This is a genomic window from Mycobacterium sp. 852002-51961_SCH5331710, assembly GCF_001665535.1.
GTDB lineage: Bacteria > Actinomycetota > Actinomycetes > Mycobacteriales > Mycobacteriaceae > Mycobacterium.
The window spans coordinates 59,218-82,840 of the sequence record NZ_LZSQ01000105.1 but is presented as its reverse complement, the minus strand read 5'-3'; the positions used below and the strand labels follow the sequence as shown (position 1 = coordinate 82,840).

Here is a 23,623-nt window from a genome sequence, read left to right as displayed (position 1 = left end):
AGATGTGTATAAGAGACAGGCCATAGATATCGCCATGGCGCGTAGTTGTTCGGCAGCAGATAGACATGAAAGCCGCGATCGAGGAAGGGCCTTAACACGTCAATCGGCCGAAGCTCAGGATCGCTCCAGTAACTCGGTGTCAGCTCAACCACGAGTTCGACGTCGTCGGCGAGCGCATCGACAGATGTCAGGATGCCGGCGAGCACGCGGTCTTCGGCTCCCTCCACGTCAATCTTGATCAGCCGTGCGGTGAGTAGCTCCTCGCGGTTCAAGAGCGCACCGAGCGGCGCCGCCCGTACTCGACCCTGTTCTTGTAGCCCGCGGCGGGCAACCATCGAGGTCAATCCGATGTTGAAACTTGGACCCACAAACAGCGGAAGTTCTTGATCGCGATCGGACACCGCGGCAGTCACCACACGAACGTTCGTCAAACCGTTCCGCTCGACGGTATCCCGCAACATGACGATGACGTTGGGGCACGGTTCGATCGCATAAACGATGCCATGAGGTCCAACTAGCCTGCTGCCCAACGCACTTACGGTGCCGATATTGGCACCTATGTCGATGAAGGCGTCACCGGGACGGAGTCTCCGGCGAAGGAACGCGGCGAGATCAGGCTCCCATGTGCCGAATAAGTACATGTACATGGCAATCAAGTCCGGAAGCCGGCATCGAAATTGAAGGCCGTCTTCGGTCGCGGTGTCCACGGTCTGCGGCTGATGGCGTGCCGAGAAAAGCCATAGCGGCACGGCCACAGCGTAGAAGGGGATTATGAGCAGTAGCGCCCGCACCCAACGCTCGGCAGCGGAGATGCTTTTCTTATTGGTCTGTAGAAACCGAATGTACCGCCGCCACTGCGGCAGGATCAGCTCGTCAAGCATTTCGGCGCCCTACCCCCCGTTCGAACATAAGTTCCGACGCCCCTTCGGTTTTCGTGCCAAGTCTTGGGAATGGCTCCGCCTTCGATCGCGATGGAAGATACTGCGTTGGCGCGGACACTTCCGGGCATTGGAGTTGTCGGTGATCATGTAACCTCGATTCCCAGGAACACATCCCGATGACCGGCGCCTGCCGGTCAGTTAGCAAGCGGCAAGCGGGACGAGTTCTCTATCAGATCAGCTGCGGCCGCGACGCTCTCAGCAGCGGCTGTCATTTCGTTTGCGAACTCGCGAGCGCGCGCTACATATTGCGGAGCAAGGATGGTGCGGAGATCATCGACCAGCGTGTCCTCCGTGGTCCCCGAAAAGCGACGGGCGCTGCCTACCTTGAGCCTCTTGATCTGAATGCCCCACAACGGTTGGTCGGCCGCAGTCCACAGGATCAATGTCGGAACGCCGGCCCGCAAGCCCGCGGCAGTCGTGCCCGCGCCACCGTGATGTACAACCGCGCGACAAGCGGCGAAGATCTCGGCGTGGCTCACCGTACTTACAAGCTTGACATGGGCCGACGGAAGAACGTCGCTGACGTCGGTCCCTGCGGCGCAGATCAACGCTCGCTCGCCCAACCGGGCGCACGCTGCGCTGATCATTTCAATTGTGCGCCTCGCGGATTCGACGGGTACGCTTCCGAAGCCAAAATATATCGGCGGTTTGCCCGACGCGATCCACGATGCGACCTCCTCGTCTGCATCCGTTGACAATTCCATTGTCAGCGCGCCGACGAAGGGCCGTTGATGTGCCCACTTCGCCCATTCGCTCGCCAGTCCCGGAAAGCAACACTCGTCGTAGGCCTGGATGTCGAGCGAGCCACGTTCGGCAATTCGTCGCGACGGAGATATCGATGCCTTCGGCAGGCCCAACTCACGGCGCTGCGAGTCCTCCACCCGCTTCGTCATGCGCCAAAAGACCCACAGATTGAGAGTCATCAACGAGCTCCCCACTAGCGGCGGTAAGGTGGGAAGAAACTGGCCGTTGGGGCGAGCTGGCGCAAAATGCAATGTGGCTAAGGGGATATCGTAATACTCCGCCACGTTCGCAGCAGGCTCCTCCAGACCCCGACCGGAGATTATTCGATCCGCCCCGTCCGCTAGCGAAACCAACGTCGCACTAGCGGATCGCCAGCACTCCGAATACACCCCCCAGAGTTCCTGTCCCAGCGTCTTCAATTTCTGGATATTCCAGAATGCGCGAAGGATTGATGCCCACAGGTCTCGGTGCTGATCCATCCACGTCTGCGTATCCAGCCCGTAGGGAACTGCTGCAATGCCTGCTGCCTCGGCAAAGCCGACGAGGTCGGGCGGCACGGCCACGCGTACTTCGTGCCCGCGACGTAGTAGTTCACGAGCAAGAGCGAGACCGGGTTCGACATCGCCGCGAGTTCCGTAGCATGCCAGGACACAGATCATGGCGTTCATCCTCCCTCAGTCGCTGAACCCTATTAGCCGGTGATGCCAGTCGAAAATTGGCCTCGGCGGGGCAATGTCGTCATAACGCCCGAACATCGCGCGATCACAGCATTGCCATATCCTGCCCCCGCAGTCGCCGATCTCGGACGTGCCGATTACTCAACAAAATCCTTCAGTTGCCGGCCATAGAGATTCAACGATTCGGCTGTCAACATGACTTCGTGTGGACAGTCGACGGTTTGCTCTGTGATGGTGCCAACGATATAAGGACGCCAGTGTTGGGCAGCCGTATACGATTCAGTTCCTTCCTGAGCAGCGGCGAATGCGATCATGTCTCCGTCGAAAACGCCCGGTTCATGTGCGGCATGCAACCCGCGGTTGAAGGTGATGTTCTGAACTAATAGATCCAGGTTCTGTATGAACGAATCCATCAGCTGCTGGAATTGAGGAGACTCCACGGCAACTCGCTGACGAATCCGGTCCTGCAATTCATCGTAGGTAAGCGACTCGTCCGCGTGTGGATTGTCAATGTTGTACAACCGCATGACTTCTTGGAGTACGCGCTTCTTGTCCAGAGCGCCGTCTGGTAGGTAGACGCTGTCGAGCCTTGGCTGAGTATCAATGAGGATCAACCGGCCAACATCACATCCGCGTCGTTGCAGCTCGATGGCAAGTTCATGAGCAACGACTCCGCCGAACGACCAGCCGAGGAGCTTGTAGGGGCCGGTTGGGCAGATCTGTTGAATCCGGTCGGCATAGTTCGCCGCCATCTCACGTATGGACCGAGGTTCGGCTTCATCGCCCTGTAGAGCCTGCTGAATCCCGATGATGGGGCAGTCCAGGTACTTTCCGAGGGCTTGGTACTGCCAGCTCACACCACCGCCGGGGTGGATACAGAACAACGGGACGCCGGTGCCGTCCTTGAGCACCTCGACAGGAACCACTTCGGCGGTGTCGGCGCCCCCTTCCAGCTGCTGGCTCAAGTCCCTCACCGACGGCGCGTTGAACAACGTGCGCACGGCAAGGTGGGTGTCGAGGCGGCTGTTGATCGCCGCTATCGCCTGCATCGCCAACAGCGAGTCCCCACCCAGATCGAAGAACGAGTCGTCCACCCCGACGCGCTCGAGTCCGAGTACCTCGCCGTAAACGTCGGCGAGAATCTGCTCGGTTGGGCTCGCCGGGGCCTGATAGTGGTCGGTGTCGATGTATTCGGGTGCCGGCAGCGCCCGTCGATCGAGTTTGCCGTTGACCGTCAACGGCAACGCATCCAGCACAACCACGGCTGCAGGGACCATATATGCGGGAAGACATTCGGCAAGTGCCGCCCGCGTCTCAGCGGTATTGATTGTGCCGGTTGATGATTCGGTGATGTAACCGACCAGACGCTTGTCGCCGGGGCGATCCTCGCGGGGGATCACGACCGCCTGGTCCACACCGGTCAGCCCAGCCAGGGCCGACTCGACTTCGCCGAGTTCGATGCGATAGCCGCGAATCTTGACCTGCTCATCTGCGCGCCCCGCATAGTGCAGCTGTCCGTCTGTACCCCAGCGCACCAGATCCCCGGTGCGATACATCCGTGTCCCTGGACCGCCGAACGGACAAGCTAAGAACCGCGATCCGGTCAATTCAGGGCGTCCCACATAGCCGTAGGACAGCCCACCACCTGCGACGTACAGCTCGCCGACCACTCCAGCGGGCACTGGATGCAGCCACTGATCGAGCACATGGAATGCGAGGTTGGCCAAGGGCACCCCGATGGGGCTTGCGCTCCCCTCGACGTCACGGCTGAGGATTTCGCGGAACGAAGCATGCACCGTCGTCTCGGTGATGCCGTACATGTTCACCAACCGTGGCGATCCGGGATGGTTGCGCAACCACGTCTCGAGCCGTTGCGGTTCGAGCGCCTCTCCGCCGAATACCACCGTCTCGAGCTTCAGCTTTTCGTCACTCGCGGACGACAGCGCATCGACGGTCTGCAGTGCATAGAACGCCGACGGAGTCTGGCTCAAGATGGTCACGTTTTCGGTGGCCAACAGGGAGTGCAGTTCCTGTGGTGACCGCACTACCTCGTCGGGTACGACCACGAGTCGGCCGCCACGCAGTAGCGCACCGAAGATCTCCCACACCGAGTAATCGAAGGCATAGGAGTGACACTGGGTCCACACGTGTCCAGGAGTTAGCTCCAACTTCGCGTCCAGTACCTCTAGGAGGCCGGTCACGTTGCGATGACTGACCGCTACGCCCTTAGGAACACCGGTGGTGCCGGAAGTGTATATGACATAGGCGATTTCGGAGGAATCTACCAGTGGTGGAGCAGTACTCGGCTGGTCGGTGATCCGCGAGTCATCGATATCGATCACCGGCAGTTCGCGCCCATTGAGGGTCCTCGCGACGGTCATGGAACTGACCACGACGAGAGGCGCGGCATCATCGAGCATGAACTCGACGCGTGCCGCCGGATGCGCCGGGTCGATCGGGAGGTAGGCCGCTCCAGTCTTGAGCACCGCCATGATTGCGATGATCGCCTCGACCGACCGGTCGAACAGGAGGGCCACCCGCTCTCCAGGTCGAGCACCGTATTCGATGAGCAGGTGCGCCAATCGATTCGACGTCTCGTCGAGCTCGTGATAGGTCATGGACCGGTCACGGAACGTGAGCGCCACAGCCTGCGGAGCGCGCGCAACCCGATCGGCGAAGAGGGTCGGGATCGACTTCCCGCGAGACATCGGCGCAGTCAGCGCTGCGTTGTTCCCCCACACGTCAAGCCGGGTGTGTTCGCCTGCATCCAAGACATCTATCGACGAGAGTCGTCGCGTCGGGTCAGCGATCAGCGCCGTGACCACCCGAAGCAGCCGCCCGATCAGCGCTTCGATCGTTGCCGCATCGAACACGTCGGTGCGGAACTCCACCGCTCCGCCGATACCGGCGGGTTCACCGGCCTCGTTCCAGCGTTCGGCTAGCGAGAACGTCAGATCCATCCGCGCAGTCCGAGTTTCGGCGACCATCGGGGCGAATCGCAGATCGCCCAGAGAGAATGAGTCGGAACTGCCCATGTGCCCGGACAGGTTCTGCCAAGCCAGCATCACTTGAACTACCGGATGGTGGGTCAGGCTGCGGTCGGGGTTCAGCCGGTCAACGAGCACCTCGAACGGCACATCCTGATGCTGGTAGGCGGCCAGGCTGCGGTGACGCACCTGGGTCAGCAGATCAGATACGCGGGGATCACCGGCGAGATCGACCCGAAGCACCAGAGTGTTGACGAAGACCCCCACCAGCTCATCCAAAGCAGGGTCGTCGCGCCCGGCGATCGGGAAACCGACGGCGACATCCGGACTGGCGCTGAGCTTGGCCAACAACACCGCCAGGGCGGCTTGAACCACCATGAAACTGGTCGTGTCGTGTTCTGCGGCCATCCGAGCAATCTGTTGCTGCAGCTGGGCCGGCCATTCGACGGCCACAGTATCGCCCCGGTAATCGGCCACCGGCGGATATGGCCGATCGGTCGGCAATTCCATCCGCTCTGGCAGGCCGCTGAGCGCTCGTTCCCAGTACGCCAGTTGCGCGGCGATGGGGCTGTCGGAATCGGTCAAGTCGCCCAGGTGCTCACGCTGCCACAGGGTGTAGTCCACATATTGCACCGGCAAAGGCGACCAATCCGGAGCGTGCCCCCGACACCGGCTGGCGTAAGCCATACTTAGATCTCGCATCAAGGGGGCAATCGACAAGCCGTCGGCAGCGATGTGGTGAACCACGGCCACCAGTACATGCTCGTCAGCAGCGAGACGGAAAACCGTTGCTCGCAAAGGAATCTCGGTTGCCAGTTCGAACGTGTGGCGCACGACATCGTTGACGGCGCGCTCCAATTGCTCGGCGGACCATCCGTCGGCATCGACGACTCCCCAGCCGAAATCGGCCTGCTCCACAGGTACGACGACCTGCTGCGGTTTACCTGCGGGCGCGGTGAACAGTGTCCGCAGGCTCTCTTGGCGGGCAACGACATCAGCCAAGGCTGCCCCCAGCGCCTCGGTATCCAGTGCGCCGCTGATCCGATAAGCGGTCGGCATGTTGTACATCGCCGACGGTCCGTGCAACTGGTCGAGGAACCAGAGACGCTGTTGGGCGTACGACAACGGAATCTCTGCGGGCCGTTGCCGAACGGTCAATGCCGGCCTACGAGCGTGACTGCCGGACACACTGGCGATTTCGGCCAACCCGGCGACGGTTGGCGCGTCGAAGAACTCCCGGATCGGGACCTCTACACCCAATTCGGCGCGCAGTCGACCCAGCAGTCGCATCGCCGAAAGCGAATGCCCACCAAGGTCAAAGAACGAATCGTCGATGCCGACTTTCGTCGCTCCTAGCACCTCGCCGAACAATGCGGCCACCATCTGTTCGCGTTGATCGCGCGGTGCCCGATAGGCAGCACCGCTGACAAACTTCGGCGCCGGCAATGCACGCCTATCCAACTTGCCGTTTACCGTCAGGGGCAGCGAGTCCAGCATCATGATCGCAGCGGGCACCATGAATCCCGGCAACCGTTCACCGGCAAAGCTGCGCAGTTCGGCCACCCGCTCGACAGCCGCCGGGTCGTTGACATGCCCGGCAAGTGAATCGACCGATGTCGCCGGCCGGTACAGATCGGTCACCACCTGCTGCGGATCATCGCTGCGCGAGAAGATCACATCCATCCGTCCGGCGATCGGCGACCAGGTCACAGCTGTCGCGTAACCGAGCTGATCACCCAGCAGATGACACTGCCGCGGCAGGACCGCGTCCTCAGGAACCTCTAGGCCGGAACGTACCTCGCTGACCGCTACCCGATCCCCTGCCGATGCCAGCGCCTCAGCAAGCGCGACCTCGAGCCATATCCCGCCATGCGGGACCGCGGTGACACGCAGTTGCGTCGGCTGCTGGGTGCTCAGAAAATCACCCAATGCGGTCAGGCTCCCCCAACGTTGCCACGGTTCGGTAGGAATCTCGGCGGCCGAACGCGCGTATCCCGGCGCCTTATGTAGCACCACGTCGTAGCGGTAACCGCTGAGCTCGTTGACCGCGTCCATCGCTTTGAGCTGAAGATCCACGGCAGCGATCTCATCGAGTTGCCGGGGTAGGGCCACGAAGAATTCTGGCGCCAACAACAGTTCCTGCTCGGCCAAGATTTCCCTGCGCACCCGTTCCCTGATGACAGCCGCGGTCCGCTCGGCGCCGCCACCGTCGGCGCACACCACGCCGGTGGTGAACGCTTGCAGTAACGACAGATTGCGCACGTCGCCGATGAACACTGCTCCCCCGGGCGCCAGCAACTGGAAGGCCGACGTGAGGACGTCGAGCAGATAACCCGCGCTTGGGAAGTACTGGATTACGGAGTTGAGGATGATGGTGTCGAAGTGGGCGTGCGGCAGTCCTTCTGCCACATCGGCGGGCTGCGCCCGCAATCGCACGCGGTCAGCCCAAGGCTGCGTGGCCACCACCGCCTGCAACTTCTCGATCGTGGCACTGGAGAGATCGATGCCCCAGTACTCGTCACAGTTCGGCGCCAACGGCGTCAGCAACAGGCCCGAACCGACACCGATCTCCAGCACCCGCCGCGGGCCCAGCGCGCGGATCCGATTCACCGCTGCCGAGCGCCATTCACGCATCTGTTCGAGGGGAATCGGCTCGCCGGTGTAGCTGCTGATCCAGCCGCCGAAATCTTCACCCGGCGGCGCAGGCTCACTCACAGCGCCCGACCCCGCCGAGTACAGACCGCCCCACACCCGCTGCCATTGTTCGACGATCTGCGCTTCCCGGTCGGGCTCGCGTACCAGCATCGCCTCCTGATCGGCAACGACGTAGCCCACCAGTTGCTTGTCGCTGACAGGTCCCCCGGCATCTGCGGTATGGGCGAGGACGACCGCCTGCGCGACGCGCGGGTGTGCCGCGAGCACCGCGCCGATCTCACCGAGTTCGATGCGGTAGCCCCGGATCTTGACCTGTTCGTCGGCACGGCCCAGGTAACGCAATTGTCCGTCGGCGCCCCAGCGCACAAGATCTCCGGTCCGATACATCCGCTGACCGGGAGCTCCGAACGGACACGCCATGAACCTCGACGAAGTCAATCCCGGCCTACGCCAATAACCGACCCCGACCTGAGGGCCGGCGACATACAACTCCCCGACCACCCCGGGCGGCACGGGCCGCAGGCTGTGGTCGAGCACGAACAACGCTGCGGTCGGCAGCGGCGCGCCAATTGGTACCGCGCCCGAGCCTGCGGTCAGTGGCGCACTCGCGGTCACCCACATCGTGGCTTCGGTCGGCCCATACTCGTTGATCATGGTCCGGCCCGGCGCCCATCGGTCCACCACCTCGGCCGGGCATGGCTCTCCGCCGACCAGCAAGGTCACGCCGTCCAGACCCTCGGGCGACAATCCTCCGACCGCAGAAGGGGTTTGACTCAAAACGGTCACCTGCTCGGCGACGAGCAACGCGTGGAAGTCTGTGAGCGAGCGGGCCACGGTCTCGGGCACCACAACCAGCCGCCCACCGTGCAGCAGCGCCCCCCAGATCTCCCAACCCGAGATGTCGAAGCTGTAGGAATGCCATTGCGACCACACCTGACCCGGGGCCGCAAGTACCGGGTTCAAAGAAGCCATCAGCTCGGTCACGTTGTGGTGGGTGATGGCAACGCCCTTGGGCGTGCCCGTGGTTCCCGAGGTGTAGATGATGTACGCGATGTCACCCGGTTCCGGCGCGGGCAGAGGCGTGTGTGGATAGTCGTGAATGCCGGCGTGGTCGACATTGATGACCAGCAAGTCGTGCCCCGCCAGCCGCTCGGCCTGCCGAGCAGTGGTGATGGCGACCTTCGGCATGGCGTCGCCTATCATGAACGCGATCCGGGTCGCCGGCAGCGCCGGGTCGATCGGCAGGTACGCAGCTCCCGCCTTGAGCACCGCCAACATTGCCGTGATCGCCTCGGCGGACCGGTTGAACAGCAGCGCCACGCAGTCACCTGTGCCGATGCCCTGGGCGGCAAGCAAGTGCGCCAACCGATTTGACGTCTCGTCCAGTTCGCGGAAAGTCAACGACACCTGACCGCAGCGCAGCGCCACTGCCTGCGGGGTGCGGGCCGCCTGTTCGACGAAGGCCTCTGGAATCGACGCCACCGTGCGCACCGGGCCGGTCAGGACCGCACGGTTGCCCACCTCATCGAGAACGCTCTGCTCTCCGGCGTCGAGCAATGTCATTTCGCCGACTGCCACCGAGGCGTCGGCGACGACCGCCTCAAGCACCCGACCGAACCAGGCAACCAACCGCTCGATGGTCGACCGGTCGTACAGGTCCGTCGCATAGGTGACGGCGCCGGCAGCCATCGGTGCGTTCGGGTCCTCGGTGGGCACCTCACCGAAGTCGAAGTCCAAGTCCCACTTCGAAGTACCGACGGACATCTCCAGCGGCTCAACAGTGATCCCGTCGAATGCCGCCCCCTCTGGGCGCACATTGTTCTGGAAGAGCATGCCCACTTGGAACAGTGGATGGTGCGACGTGGAACGCACTGGGTTGAGGTGCTCAACGAGCAACTCGAACGGCACATCCTGATTGCTGTAGGCATCCAACGCCTTCTGCCGCACCCGCCCGAGCACCTCACCGAACGAATCCTCAGAATCCACCGCCACCCGCAGCACCCAGGTGTTGACGAAGAACCCCACCAGATCATCAAGCGCGGCATCCAACCGCCCGGCGATCGGCGAACCCATCACCACGTCCTGACCCACCCCGGCGCGGTGCAACACCACCGCCAGCACCGCCTGCATCACCATCGAGGCAGTCGCATTGTGCGCCGCCGCCACCGCCTTGACCTGCGCCCACAACGGCGCCTCGATGCGCAACTCCACCCCGTCACCGCGATAGCTGGGCACCGCCGGGCGCGGACGATCCGCCGGCAGCGACACCACCTCCGGCACGTCCGCCAACTCGGCTCGCCAATACGCCAGCTGAGCAGCGATCACACTGTCCGGATCGGACTCAACACCTAACCAATTCCGTTGCCACAGCGTGTAATCGGCGTACTGCACCGGCAACGGCGACCAGCCCGGCTCCTGCCCCTGCCGACGCGCCCGATACGCCTCGGCCACATCACGCACCATCGGCGCCAACGACCAACCGTCAAAAGCGATGTGATGCACCATGATTGCGAGTACGAACTCTTCTGGACCAAGCGCATAAATCTGTGCGCGCACCGGGATCTCACTGGCCAGATCAAACCGATACCCCGCCAAAGCCGCCAACTCGATGGCCAAGTCCGGCTCGGGCAACGACATCACCGCCGGACCGCCACGCCGCCACATCCCCGGCTGGGCGGGCAGCACCTTCTGGAACGGCACACCGTCAGTGTCGGGGAAGACGGTCCGCAGCGATTCATGTCGCGCGATCACATCGTCCAGCGCCGCGTCGAGCGCCGACACGTCAAGCGCCCCAGTGATCCGCAACGCGGTGGGAATGTTGTAGGTCCCGAATCCGTCCTCGAATCGGTTGAGGAACCACAACCGGCTCTGGGCATACGACAGCGGTACCGCCGTTGGACGTTCAGCGGCCGCCAATGGCGCCCTGCGTACCGAGCCCTCACCGATACGTGGCGCCAGCTGCGCGACAGAGGGTGACTCGAATATCGTCCGGACGGCCAAGCCGGCGTCCATGCTGGTATTGATGGCGGCGATGACCCGGGTTGCGGAAAGCGAATCGCCGCCGAGGTCGAAGAAGGATTCGTCGACTCCGACGCGTTCCAATCCCAGAACGCGGGCGTAGATGCCCGCCAGAATTTCCTCGGTGGGGGTGCTCGGAGGACGGTACTGGCCAGCACTGTATTCGGGGACGGGTAACGCGCGGGTGTCGAGTTTGCCGTTCACCGTTAAAGGCAGAGCGTCGAGGACGACGATGGTCGCAGGCACCATGTACGCCGGTAGTCGCTCGGCCAGCTTTGTTCGCACCTCCGCGGGATCGACGCTGGCGCTGGGGCTTTCGGTGACATATCCGACGAGGCGCTTGTCGCCGGGCCGGTCTTCGCGGGCGATCACGGCGGCCTGGTCGATTCCGTCCAGGGCGGTCAGCGCAGTGTGGATTTCGCCGAGCTCGATCCGGTAGCCGCGGATCTTGACCTGCTCATCGGCGCGGCCCAGGTATGTCAGCTGCCCGTCGGTGCCCCAGCGCACCAGATCGCCGGTCCGATACATCCGCTGGCCCGGTGCGCCGCCGAATGGGCTGGCGATGAATCGCGCTGCGGTCAACCCGGCACGGCCCAGGTAGCCGTACGCCAGTCCGAGGCCGGCAACGTACAACTCGCCGACCACTCCCACCGGCACTGGACGCAGCCACGCATCGAGAACGAACAACGCCGCGCCCGGCACCGGGGTACCGATCGGAACTACCTGCGTGCCTGCCGTCAGCGGCGCGCTGACAGCCACACACATCGTGGTTTCGGTTGGGCCGTAGGCGTTGATCATCACCCGCCCCGGCGCCCAACGCTCCACCACCTCGGTCGGACAGGCTTCTCCGGCCATCACGACCGTGGTCGACTCGAGACCCTCATCCGGCAACGTCGCGATCGCCGAAGGGGTCTGGGTCAATACGGTGACCGATTCAGCGGCCAGCAGTCGGTGAAGCTCATCAGGCGAGCTCGCCACCGTCTCGGGGACGACGACCAGCCGCCCACCGCGGAGCAGCGCACCGAAGATCTCCCAGACCGACACGTCGAAGGCGAGCGAGTGACACAAAGGCCACACCCCCGATGCGGGCAGCCCCGCGTCCAGTGACCCGAGCAAGTTGGTCACACTGCGGTGGGTGATGGCCACGCCCTTGGGAATTCCGGTGGTGCCGGAGGTATAGATCAAGTACGCAATGTCGTCGGGTTCCGGCGCCGCCAACCCTGTGCTGGGATAGGCGTCGATGGCCGGGTCGTCGACGTCGACGACCGTGTACTCGCCGCCGTCGAGCCTGTCGGCGAGTTCGGTGGTACTGATCACGGCGGTCGGCGCGGCGTCGGCGAGCATGAAATGCAGCCGGGCATCGGGCACGATCGGATCGATCGGCAGATACGCGGCCCCCGTCTTGAGCACTGCCAGCATGGCGACGACTGCTTGGGCTGACCGTTCGACGAGCAGCGCCACCGAACGCCCCGACCCGACGCCCCGATCCGCGAGTAGGTGCCCCAGCCGGGTGGAGTCTTCATCGAGTTCTCGATAGGTCATGGACCTGCCGTCACCGCTGATCGCGACGGCGTCCGGCGTTCGGGCCACCTGGGTGGCGAACAGCGCCGGAATCGACAGGTGTGTACCGGACGGCGGCTGGATCAGCGCGGTGCGGTTACCGAGCCGTTCGAGCCTGTGGTGTTCGACCTCCTCGAGCAGATCGACCGTGGACAGGCGGCGGCTCGGGTCGTCGGTGAGATTGGTGAGCGCACGGAGCAGCCGCTGGACAAGCGTCTGGATGCTCGCCGCGTCGAACACATCGGTGCGGTACTCCACCGACCCGGTTATCCCGAGGGGTTCACCGGAGGAGTTCCAGCGTTCCTCGAGGGAGAACGAGAGGTCCATGCGGGCGGTGTGGGTGTCGACGGTCAGCGGGTGGACCTGAACATCGCCCAGGGCCGGGGTGGGCGCCGCATGGTCGGGACGGTCAAAGTTCTGCCAGCCCAGCATCACCTGGATCAGCGGGTGGCGAGCGAGCGAGCGCGTGGGGTTGAGGCGTTCGACGAGGACTTCGAAGGGCACGTCCTGATGTTCATAGGCGGCCAGGCTGCGGGAGCGGACCTGCTCGAACAACTCCGCAACCGTGGGGTCCCCCTCGATCTGGACGCGCAGAATCAGCGTGTTGACGAAGAAGCCGACCAGCTCATCGAGTGCGGCGTCCCGCCGCCCGGCGATCGGAAAGCCGATGGCCACGTCGGTGCTGGCGGACAGTTTCGCCAACACCACCGCCAACGCGGCTTGGACCACCATGAAGCTCGTCGCCTGATGGTGAGCGGCCACCCTGGCCAGCTGTTGCTGCAACTCGGCAGGCCAGTCGATGGCGATGCTGGCCCCGCGCTGGTCGGCGACCGATGGGTAGGGCCGATCGGTGGGCAGCTCCAGCCGCTCGGGCAGTCCCGCCAACACCTGCTGCCAGTAACTGAGCTGCCCCGCGATGCGGCTCGTCGGGTCGTCGAGTTCTCCGAGCGACTCGCGTTGCCAAAGCGTGTAATCGACATATTGCACCGCCAGCGGCGTCCAAATCGGGGCGTGCCCTGCGCAGCGAGCGGCATAGGCGGAGCCGACATCGCGTACAAGCGGGGCGATGGACCAGCCATCTCCGGCGATGTGGTGCACGACCGCCACCAACACATGTTGGCCCTCGTCGAGGTGTAAAAGCGTTGCCCGCAACGGAATCTCAGCACTGAGATCAAAATTGTGTCCCACGGTCGCGGCGACGGCGTCGTCAACCTGCTGCGACGAGAAGCCGGTGGCATCGACGACAGCCCAGCCGAATTCGGCTCGCTCGGGCGGGATGACGACCTGTTGGGGGATGCCCTCAGCCGCGACGAAGAGGGTGCGCAGGCTTTCGTGACGGGCCACCACATCACCCAGCGCCGCCCCCAATGCCGCGACGTCCAGAGATCCCGAAATGGTGAAGGCTGCCGGCATGTTGTAGACCGGCGAAGGCCCATGTAGCTGATCGAGGAACCACAACCGCTGCTGGGCATAGGACAGCGGCACTACCGGCGGGCGGGGGCGCGCTGTCAGAGCGGTGGCTGTCGCATCGTCGGCGTGAGCGTGGATCCACGCCGTTAGCCCCGCCACCGTGGGCGCGTCGAACAATGCCCGAATCGGGACGTCCACGTTCAGCTCGGCGCGGACGCGGGCCACCAGACGCGTAGCCGACAGCGAGTGTCCGCCCAGATCGAAGAATGATTCGTCGATGCCGACCCGGCTCGCGCCCAGTACCTCGCCGAACAATGCGGCCAACACCCGCTCACGGTCATCCCGTGGGGCGCGGTAGGCCACCGTGCTGATGAACTCCGGAGCAGGCAGCGCCCGTTTGTCCAGCTTGCCGTTGACCGTCAGGGGTAGTGAGTCCAACATCGTTATCGAAGCTGGAACCATGAACTCCGGCAATCGCTCTGACACGAAGCCGCGCAACTCCCCGGCGCGTTCGATCGCGGCCGGGTCATTCACATAGTCGGCCAGCGGCCCCACCGATCCGGCGGGCAAATACACATCCGACAATGGCTCTACTGCGCGGGTCAGAACGATGTCGACGAAACCGGCTGCGGCTGACCAGGTTACCGCGGTGACGTAGCCCAGTTCCTCGCCCAAAAGATGGCACTGTCGCGCAACGACCGCGTTCTCCGGCTCCGCCACAACGGCACTCAACTCGTTGAGAGCCACCCGATCCGGCGCGGAAGCCAGCGCCGCCGCCAATGCCACCTCCGGCCAAACCCCGGCATGTGGCACACCCGTGACACGCAATTCCGGTAGGTCCGTCGCGCGCAAGAAGTCACCCAACGCGGCCAAGCTGCCGAACCGCTCCCACGCTTCGGTCCGGATGCGGGCCGCCGAACGCGCCGACACCGGCGTCTTACGCAACACGACCTCGTAGCGGTAACCACTGAGCTCGTTGATCGCGTCCATCGCCTTGAGTTGCACATCGACCGCGCCGATCTCCGTGTCATGAGATGTCAACACGCTGAAGAATTCCGGAGCCACCAACAGCTCTTGCTCGCCGAGCATTTCGCGACGCACTCGCTCGCGCACCACGGCGGCGGTCAGCTCCCCACTGGCATCCTCGGCGCACACCAGCCCGGTGGTGAATTCCCGAAGCAGCGCGAGGTTGCGCACATCACCGACGAAGACCGCCCCGCCGGGTGCAAGAAGTCGCATCGCCAACTTCAAAACGTCGAGCAGATAGCCCGCGCTGGGGAAGTACTGGATGACAGAGTTCAGGACAATGGTGTCGAAATAGCCTTCGGGCAGCCCGTCGGCTGCATCGGCAGGCTGCACCGCCAAGTGAACCCGGCCTGCCCACGGCTGCGACGCCACCGCCGCCCGCAATCTCTCGATCGTCGGCGCGGAGAAGTCGGTGCCCCAGTACTCGACGCAATGTGGGGCGAGGGGGGCCAGCAGTAGACCTGAGCCGACACCGATCTCCAACACTCGGCCGGGCCCCAGCGCTTGAATCCGCTTCACCGCCGCTGCCTGCCACTGACGCATCTGGTCGAGCGGGATCGGATCACCGGTGTAACTGGAGTTCCACCCACCGAAATCCTGCCCCAACTCGGTGGATTCGTCGTGCTGTGTGAAGGCCTCCCCCGTATAGAGGTCCGCATACACGCCTTGCCACTGGCTCACGAGTTGGGCTTCCCGGGCGGGCTCACGAACCAACTTCATCTGTGGGTCGGGAACTACATAACCCACCAGTTGCTTGTCGCCGACACCGTCGGCCACATCTGCGGCGTGGGCGACGACCACCGCCTGGGACACCCGGGGATGGGCGCGAAGCACAGACTCGATCTCACCGAGTTCGATGCGATACCCGCGAATCTTGACCTGTTCATCAGCGCGTCCCACATAACGCAGCTGCCCGTCGGCGCCCCAGCGCACCAAATCCCCGGTGCGGTACATCCTTTGCCCGCCCGATGTTTCGTCGCCCACGAACGGGCACGCCACGAATCGCGAGCCGGTCAGCCCGGGCCGGCGCACGTAGCCCACGCCCACTCCTCGGCCTGCGACGTACAACTCACCGACGACCCCGGTCGGCACCGGACGCAACCACGCGTCCAGCACAAACAACGCCGCACCCGGTACGGGGAGACCTATCGGCACCTCCCCCGCTCCCGCGACCAGCGGCGCGCTGATGGTGGCATAGACGGTGGTCTCGGTCGGACCATATCCGTTGATCATCACCCGTCCGGGCGCCCACCGGTCCACCACCTCCGCCGGGCAGGGCTCGGCGGCGATCATCAGCGCCGCGCGGTCCAGACCCGCAGGAGACAGCACCCCAAGCGCCGACGGAGTCTGGCTGAGCATGGTGACTTTCTCGGCGACCAGCAACGCATGGAAGTCCTGCGGGGAGCGGCTAACCTCCTCGGGCACCACCACCAGGCGACCGCCGTGCAGCAGGGCACCCCACATCTCCCAGACGGAATAGTCGAAGGCATACGAGTGGGATTGCGACCAGACCTGGTCCGGCGCCGGCCGGTAACGAATGTCCATCGCGTCGAACAGGCGCGTCACATTGTGGTGGGTTACGGCCACTCCCTTGGGCAGACCGGTGGTGCCCGAGGTGTAGATGATGTGGGCAATGTCCTCCGGAACCGGCCCCGACAACGCGGTGCTGGGTTGACCGGGGATGCGCGGATCGTCGACATCGACAACGAGCACCCCGCACCCGCGCAGCCTTTCGGCGAAATCGGCTGTGGTGACCGCGACGATCGGCTTGGCGTCAGACACCATGAATTCGATGCGCGTCTGTGGATAGGCCGAATCAATCGGCAGATACGCCGCCCCGGTCTTGAGCACTGCCAGAATGGCCACGATCGCCTCTGCTGATCGCGGCAAGAGCAACGCCACAGATTGGCCTGCGCCCGCACCATGCCCGACCAACAAGTGCGCCAAACGATTTGATGCCTCATCGAGTTCGCCATAGGTCAAGGTGACCTCACCGCAACGGATCGCGACCGACTCCGGCGCGCAAGCCACCTGCACGGCGAACAACTCCGGGATCGCCACCGACCTGCTCGATCGTTCGGTCAGGACCTCCCGATTACCGACCTCGTCGAGCGTGGCGTACTCGCTGGTGTCGAGCACATCGATCGACGACAGCGGCCGTGTGGGCTCGGCCCCGATCGCTTCCAAGACTCGTCGCAGCCGCCCGATCAGCGTCTCAATGCTCGCGGCGTCGAACACATCGGTCCGGAACTCGACCATCCCGCCGATCCCGGCGGGCTCACCCGCTTCCGTCCAGCGCTCCCGCAGGAACACCACCATATCCATACGGGCGCTGAGGGTCTCCGCGGAGAACGGTGTGATCTGCAGATCGCCCAGGGTCAGTCCGGCCGCCGAGTCGTCGTCAAGTCCGGGAAAATTCTGCCACGCCAACATCACCTGGATCAGCGGATGATGGGTCAGGGAGCGGGCCGGGTTGAGCCGATCGACCAGCACCTCGAAAGGCACATCCTGGTGCTCGAACGCGGCCAGCCCTTTCGCGCGCACCTGGGCCAACACTTGGGCGAAAACGGGATCACCGTCGACCTCGACCCGCAATACCAAGGTGTTGACGAAGAACCCGACCAATTCGTCGAGCACCGAGTCGCGTCGTCCGGCGATCGGGAACCCCACCGCTACGTCAGAACTGCTGCTCAACTTCGACAACAGCACTGCCAGAGCTGCCTGCATCACCATGAAACCGGTTGCGTTGTGTTCGCGGGCCACTCGTGCCACGTGCTGCTGCAACGAAGCCGGCCAGTCGACCGCCACGCTCGCGCCACGGTAATCGGCCACCGGCGGGTACGGCCGATCGGTAGGCAATTCCAATCGCTCGGGCATCCCGGCCAACGCGTGTTCCCAGTAGTCCAGCTGCCCGGCGATCGGACTGTCCGGGTCGGCCAGATCACCGAATTCGGCGCGCTGCCACAGTGTGTAGTCCACGTACTGCACCGGCAACGGGGCCCAGTCCGGCGCCTGGCCTGAGCAACGGATGGCGTAAGCCGTGCTGAGATCGCGGACGAACGGGGCGATGGACCAGCCATCGCCCGCGATGTGGTGCACCACCGCCACGAAGATGTACTCGTTGTTGCCGAGGTCGAAAAGTTCGGCACGTAGGGGAATTTCGACAGTCAGATCGAATCTGTGGCGCACCAGCGCGCCGACGGCTTCGGCCAGCCGCTGCGCCGGCCAGCCGCTGACGTCGACCACCTGCCACCGGAAATCGGCTTGCTCGGCGGGCACCACGACTTGATGGGGTGTGCCATCGACCGCCGGGAACACCGTGCGCAGGGTCTCGTGGCGGACAATCACATCGCGCAGTGCCGAGCTCAGGGCGTCGGCATCGAGCGCCCCACTGATCCGGAACGCCGTCGGCATGTTGTAGGTCGCGACCTCACCCTCGACCTGATTGAGAAACCACATCCGGTTCTGAGCGAACGACAACGGCACCACCGCCGGCCGCTTGTCCACTGCTACCAACGGATTGCGTCGACCTGTCCCCTCACCGATGCGTGGCGCCAACCGCGCGACAGAGGGTGCATCGAACAACGTACGGACGGAGACATCGGCGTCCAGATCGGTGTTGATCGCCGCGATCACCCGCATCGCCGACAGCGAGTCCCCACCCAAGTCGAAGAACGATTCGTCGACACCGACTCGTTCGATGCCGAGGATCCGCGCGTATATCCCGGCCAGGATCTCCTCGACTGGGTTCGACGGGGCGCGGTACGTATCCGCATCCTGATACTCAGGAGCCGGCAGGGCGCGCCTATTGAGTTTGCCGTTGACCGTCAACGGCAACGCTTCGATGCCGACCACCGCCGCCGGCACCATATATCCGGGCAGTCTGTCCGCCAATGCACTGCGTGCCAGCGCCGGATCAACGGTCCCGGTGACGTAACCGACCAGGCGCTTGTCGCCGGCACGGTCTTCGCGGACGATCACCACCGCCTGGTCCACCCCGGGAACCGCAGCGAGCGCAGCCTGAACCTCGCCGAGTTCGATCCGGTACCCGCGGATCTTGACCTGCTCATCGGCTCTACCCAGGTAGCGCAGTTCACCGTCGGCGCCCCAGCAGACCAGATCGCCTGTGCGATACATCCGTTGTCCAGGTGCTCCCGCGTCAACCAACGGGCATGCCACGAACCGCGATGATGTCAATGCGGGGCGGCGCCAGTACCCCAATCCCAGCCCACTACCGGCCACATACAGCTCACCGACCACCCCGACCGGGGTTGGACGTAACCACTGATCCAGCACAAAGAACCCAAGATGGCTCAGTGGAATCCCGATTGGGCTCGCGTTGCTGTCGATGTCCCCAGCCGCGATTTCTCGGAACGAGGCGTGCACCGTGGTCTCGGTGGTGCCATAGAGATTCAACAGCCGCGGTGATCGGGGATGACGTTCTAGCCAGGACTGAAGACGTTGCGGTTCAAGGGCTTCGCCGGCGAAGATCACGCTCTGAAGCGCGAGCTGCTGTCCCAGCTCGGGTGCCAGTCCATCGGCGGTTTGCAACGCATAGAACGCCGAGGGGGTCTGGCTCAACACGCTTACCTGTTCACGGGCCAGCAGGGCATGGAATTCCTCTGGAGAGCGGGTGACCGGCTCGGGAACCACGACCAGTCGCCCACCACCGAGTAGAGCACCCCAGATCTCGCACACCGACACGTCGAAGGCATAGGAATGCCACTGGGACCACACCCCGGACCGGGGTACATCAGCAGACAACGACGCAAGTAGCTCGATGACGTTGTGATGAGTAATCGCAACGCCTTTCGGGACACCGGTGGTACCCGACGTGTAGATCAGGTAGGCGATCTCATCGCCTGCCGGCGCTGGGAGCGTGATGCTCGGTTGGTCGGCGACGGCTGGGTCATTGACGTCGATGACCGACAGTCCGCGCCCCTCGAACCGCTCCGCGAGCCCATCGGTGGTGACCGCAAGCAGTGGCGCCGCGTCGCTCAGCATGAACTCGATCCGGCCCGCGGGGAGCGCCGGATCGATCGGCAGATAGGCAGCTCCCGTTTTCAGGACTGCGAGAATCGACACGATCGCCTCGGCTGAGCGCGGAACCAGTAGCGCCACACACTTCGATGGGCCCGCACCCTGGCTGACCAACAGATGGGCAAGTCGGTTGGCGGCCTCATCCAATTGCCGGTACGTCATGCCGTGACCGTCGAAGCTCACCGCTAACGCGTCCGGCGCCTGCGCAACCCGTTCGGCGAACAACGCCGGGATGGACGGCACCGAAGTACTCGCTGGTGCGACCGGAGTCACGGTTTTCCGGTTCTCCCACCGGCGCAGAAGCGCGTACTCGGCGGCGTCGAGCACATCCACCGACGACAGCTGACGTGTGGGGTCGGCGGTGATGGCCGTCAACACTCGTCGCAGCCGCCCGATCAACACCTCGATGCCGGCCGCATCAAACACATCGGTCCGGAACTCCACCGCTCCACCGATGCCTACCGGTTCACCAAACTCGTTGAATCGTTCAGCCAGCGAAAACGTCAGATCCATCCGAGCCGCCTGGGTTTCAACCTCCAGCGGCGAGACTTGAAGATCGGAGTTGTCCCCCGCGACGCCCTCGCGGCTGCCCGCAGGTAGGTTCTGCCAGGCCAACAACACCTGCACAAGCGGGTGATGCGTCAGTGATCGGGCTGGATTGAGCCGATCCACCAACACCTCGAACGGAACATCCTGATGCTCGAAAGCTGCCAGGCTGCGTGCACGGACCTGAGCCAAAAGCTCAGCGACACTGGGGTTACCGGACAGTTCGACCCGCAACACCAAGGTGTTGACGAACAATCCAACGAGATCGTCCAGGGCCGGATCTCGCCGCCCAGCGATCGGGAAGCCGATCGCCACATCTGAGCTGGCGCTCAATTTGGCCAGCAACGCCGCCAATGCGGCCTGCACCACCATGAAGTTGGTTGCATTGTGCTCGCGGGCAACCCGTCCGAGCCCTTGTTGCAGTTCCACCGGAAATTCCACGGCCACACTGCCCCCGCGGTAATCCGCCACCGGCGGGTACGGCCGATCGGTGGGCAAGTCAAGTCGCTCAGGCAATCCGGCCAGCGCCTGCTCCCAGTAACCCACCTGCGCAGCGATGCGACTGTCGGCATCATCGAGATCGCCCAGCTGCTCGCGCTGCCACAACGTGTAATCGACATACTGCACCGGCAACGGCGCCCAGTCCGGTGTGTGTCCGGTGGCCCGGCTGGTATACGCAGTGACGAGATCGCGTATCAACGTGGTGATCGACCAGCCGTCTGCGGCGATATGATGCGCCACCGCCACCAAGATGTGGTCGTCGCCTCCTAGACGGAACACCGTTGTGCGCAACGGGATTTCCGTCGACAAATCGAAGCCATACCGCACCTCGGCGCCGACGGCCTCTTCAATCTGTGGCTCCGACCAGCCCGCTGCATCGACGACCCGCAAGCCCGGATCCACCTGCTCGGCGGACATGATGACCTGCTCGGGAACCCCTTCGCGTGCCAAAAACACTGTGCGAAGGCTCTCTTGGCGGGCCACCACATCAGCCAACGCCGCGTCTAATGCGTCGATATCCAGCGCACCACTGATCCGAAACGCCGCGGGCAGGTTGTAGACGGGCGAGGGCCCATGCAGCTGATGCAGGAACCACAATCGCTGCTGCGCAAATGACAGCGGCAGAACCTCAGGGCGTTGCCGCGTCGTCAAAGGTTCGAATCCGCCCGAACGCTCATCGAGGCGAAGCGCCAGTTGGGCCACGGTGGGCGATTCGAAGAGCGTGCGCACGGCCAGATCGGCACTGAGATCGTTGTTGATGGCGGCGATCATCCGCGTCGCCAACAGCGAATCGCCTCCCAAGTCGAAGAACGAGTCGTCCACTCCCACCCGTTCCAGTCCGAGCACCCGAGCGTAGAGTCCGGCGAGTATTTCCTCGACCGCGGTGGCGGGAGCCCGGTAGCGGTCCGCTTCCGTGTACTCGGGTTCGGGCAAGGCGCGCTTGTCCAGCTTGCCGTTGACCGTCAACGGCAGCGCCTCTAGCGTCACCACCGCGGCCGGCACCATATATGACGGCAACCGCTCGCCGAGCCGGACTCGGACCTTGGTGGGGTCCGCCTCGCCGGTGATGTATCCGACCAGGCGCTTGTCGCCGGGGCGGTCCTCACGCGCGATGACTGCCGCCTGCTCGACTCCGTCCAATCCGGCGAGCGCGGCCTGGATCTCACCCAGCTCGATGCGATATCCGCGAATCTTGACCTGCTCGTCGGCACGCCCCACGTAGGTCAGCTGCCCGTCAAGACTCCACCGGACCAAATCCCCGGTCCGATACATCCGTTGTCCTGGCGTGTCCTTGCTCGCGAACGGACAGGCGACGAAACGCGTCGCGCTCAATCCTCCTCGGCGCCAATACCCCATACCCAGGCCACCACCAGCCACGTACAACTCACCGACCACCCCGGCCGGCACCTGTTGTAGCGAACTGTCCAATACAAAGAAGGCCAGATGACCCAACGGCACCCCGATAGGGCTGGCACCGCTCTCGACGTCAGCCTCGATGATCTCGCGAAATGACGCGTGCACCGTGGTTTCGGTGATGCCGTACATGTTGATCATCCGCGGTGATTCCGGATGGTTATTCAGCCAGGTGCGGATGCGCTGAGGATCGAGGGCTTCTCCGCCGAACACGACCGCCTCGAGCGTCAACTCCGACCTGCGTTCGTGCTCCAGCGAATCCACTGTCTGAAGCGCGTAGAACGCCGATGGCGTCTGGCTCAACAAGCTGACGTGTTCGGCAGCCAAGAGAGCGTGGAGGTCACGCGGAGAGCGCACAACTTCGTCGGGGACCACCACCAGGCGACCGCCATTCAGCAGCGCCCCGAAAATCTCCCACACCGAGTAGTCGAAGGCCAATGAGTGACATTGCGTCCATACCTGATTCGCGAAATGAAGATCACTGCCCAGGGTTTCGAGCATCCGTGTGACATGGTGATGGCTGATGGCCACCCCCTTGGGCACTCCGGTGGTGCCCGAGGTGTAGATGAGGTACGCGATGTCGTCGGGATCGGGTACCGGTAACGGCGTACCCGGCTGACTATGCACCGCGGGGCCTTCGGCGTCGATCACCGACAGCTCATATCCGGTCAACCGCTCGGCCAGACCGGCGGTGGTGACCGCAGCCATCGGCGCCGCGTCCCCGAGCATGAAGTCCACTCGAGCATCGGGATGCAGCGGGTCGATCGGCAGGTAAGCGGCACCTGTCTTGAGCACCGCCAGGATCGCCACGATCGCCTCGGCCGAGCGTGAAAGCAGCAACGCCACAAACTGACCTGGACCGGCGCCGCGCGCTGCCAGCAGGTGCGCCAACCGGTTCGACGCCTCGTCCAGTTCCCGATACGTCCAGGATCGTCCACCGAATGTGAGTGCCGCAGCATCCGGCGTGCGCTCCACCTGCTTATGGAACAAGTCGGGGATCGACCGCAACGGTACGCCCATCGACTCCGTCAGGACCGCGCGATTGCCCCAGTCGTCCAACTGCGCGTAATCGGCATCGTCCATCAGATCCATCGACGACAAGCGC

At 63.9% G+C, this 23,623-nt stretch carries 2 protein-coding genes and 3 pseudogenes; all 5 read right to left on the bottom strand.

Annotated elements, in window-relative coordinates; all coding sequences use genetic code 11:
* A partial coding sequence (locus A5752_RS17930; protein WP_067088206.1) for an FkbM family methyltransferase occupies positions 1-881 on the bottom strand: 881 nt, incomplete at its 3' end.
* A gap of 194 nt (positions 882-1,075) precedes the next feature.
* The gene (locus tag A5752_RS17925) at positions 1,076-2,344 is read right to left on the bottom strand and encodes a glycosyltransferase (protein ID WP_067088223.1); all 1,269 of its coding nucleotides are present in this window, start codon (positions 2,342-2,344) and stop codon (positions 1,076-1,078) included.
* A gap of 155 nt (positions 2,345-2,499) precedes the next feature.
* A pseudogene (locus A5752_RS28335) lies at positions 2,500-14,493 on the bottom strand (amino acid adenylation domain-containing protein); the annotation flags it as partial.
* Positions 14,494-15,192: 699 nt separating this feature from the next.
* Positions 15,193-15,510: pseudogene (locus tag A5752_RS28330) on the bottom strand (class I SAM-dependent methyltransferase); the annotation flags it as partial.
* A 243-nt stretch (positions 15,511-15,753) separates the two neighbouring features.
* Positions 15,754-23,601, bottom strand: a pseudogene (locus A5752_RS28325) (non-ribosomal peptide synthetase); the annotation flags it as partial.
* Between the last annotated feature and the right edge of the window lie 22 nt (positions 23,602-23,623).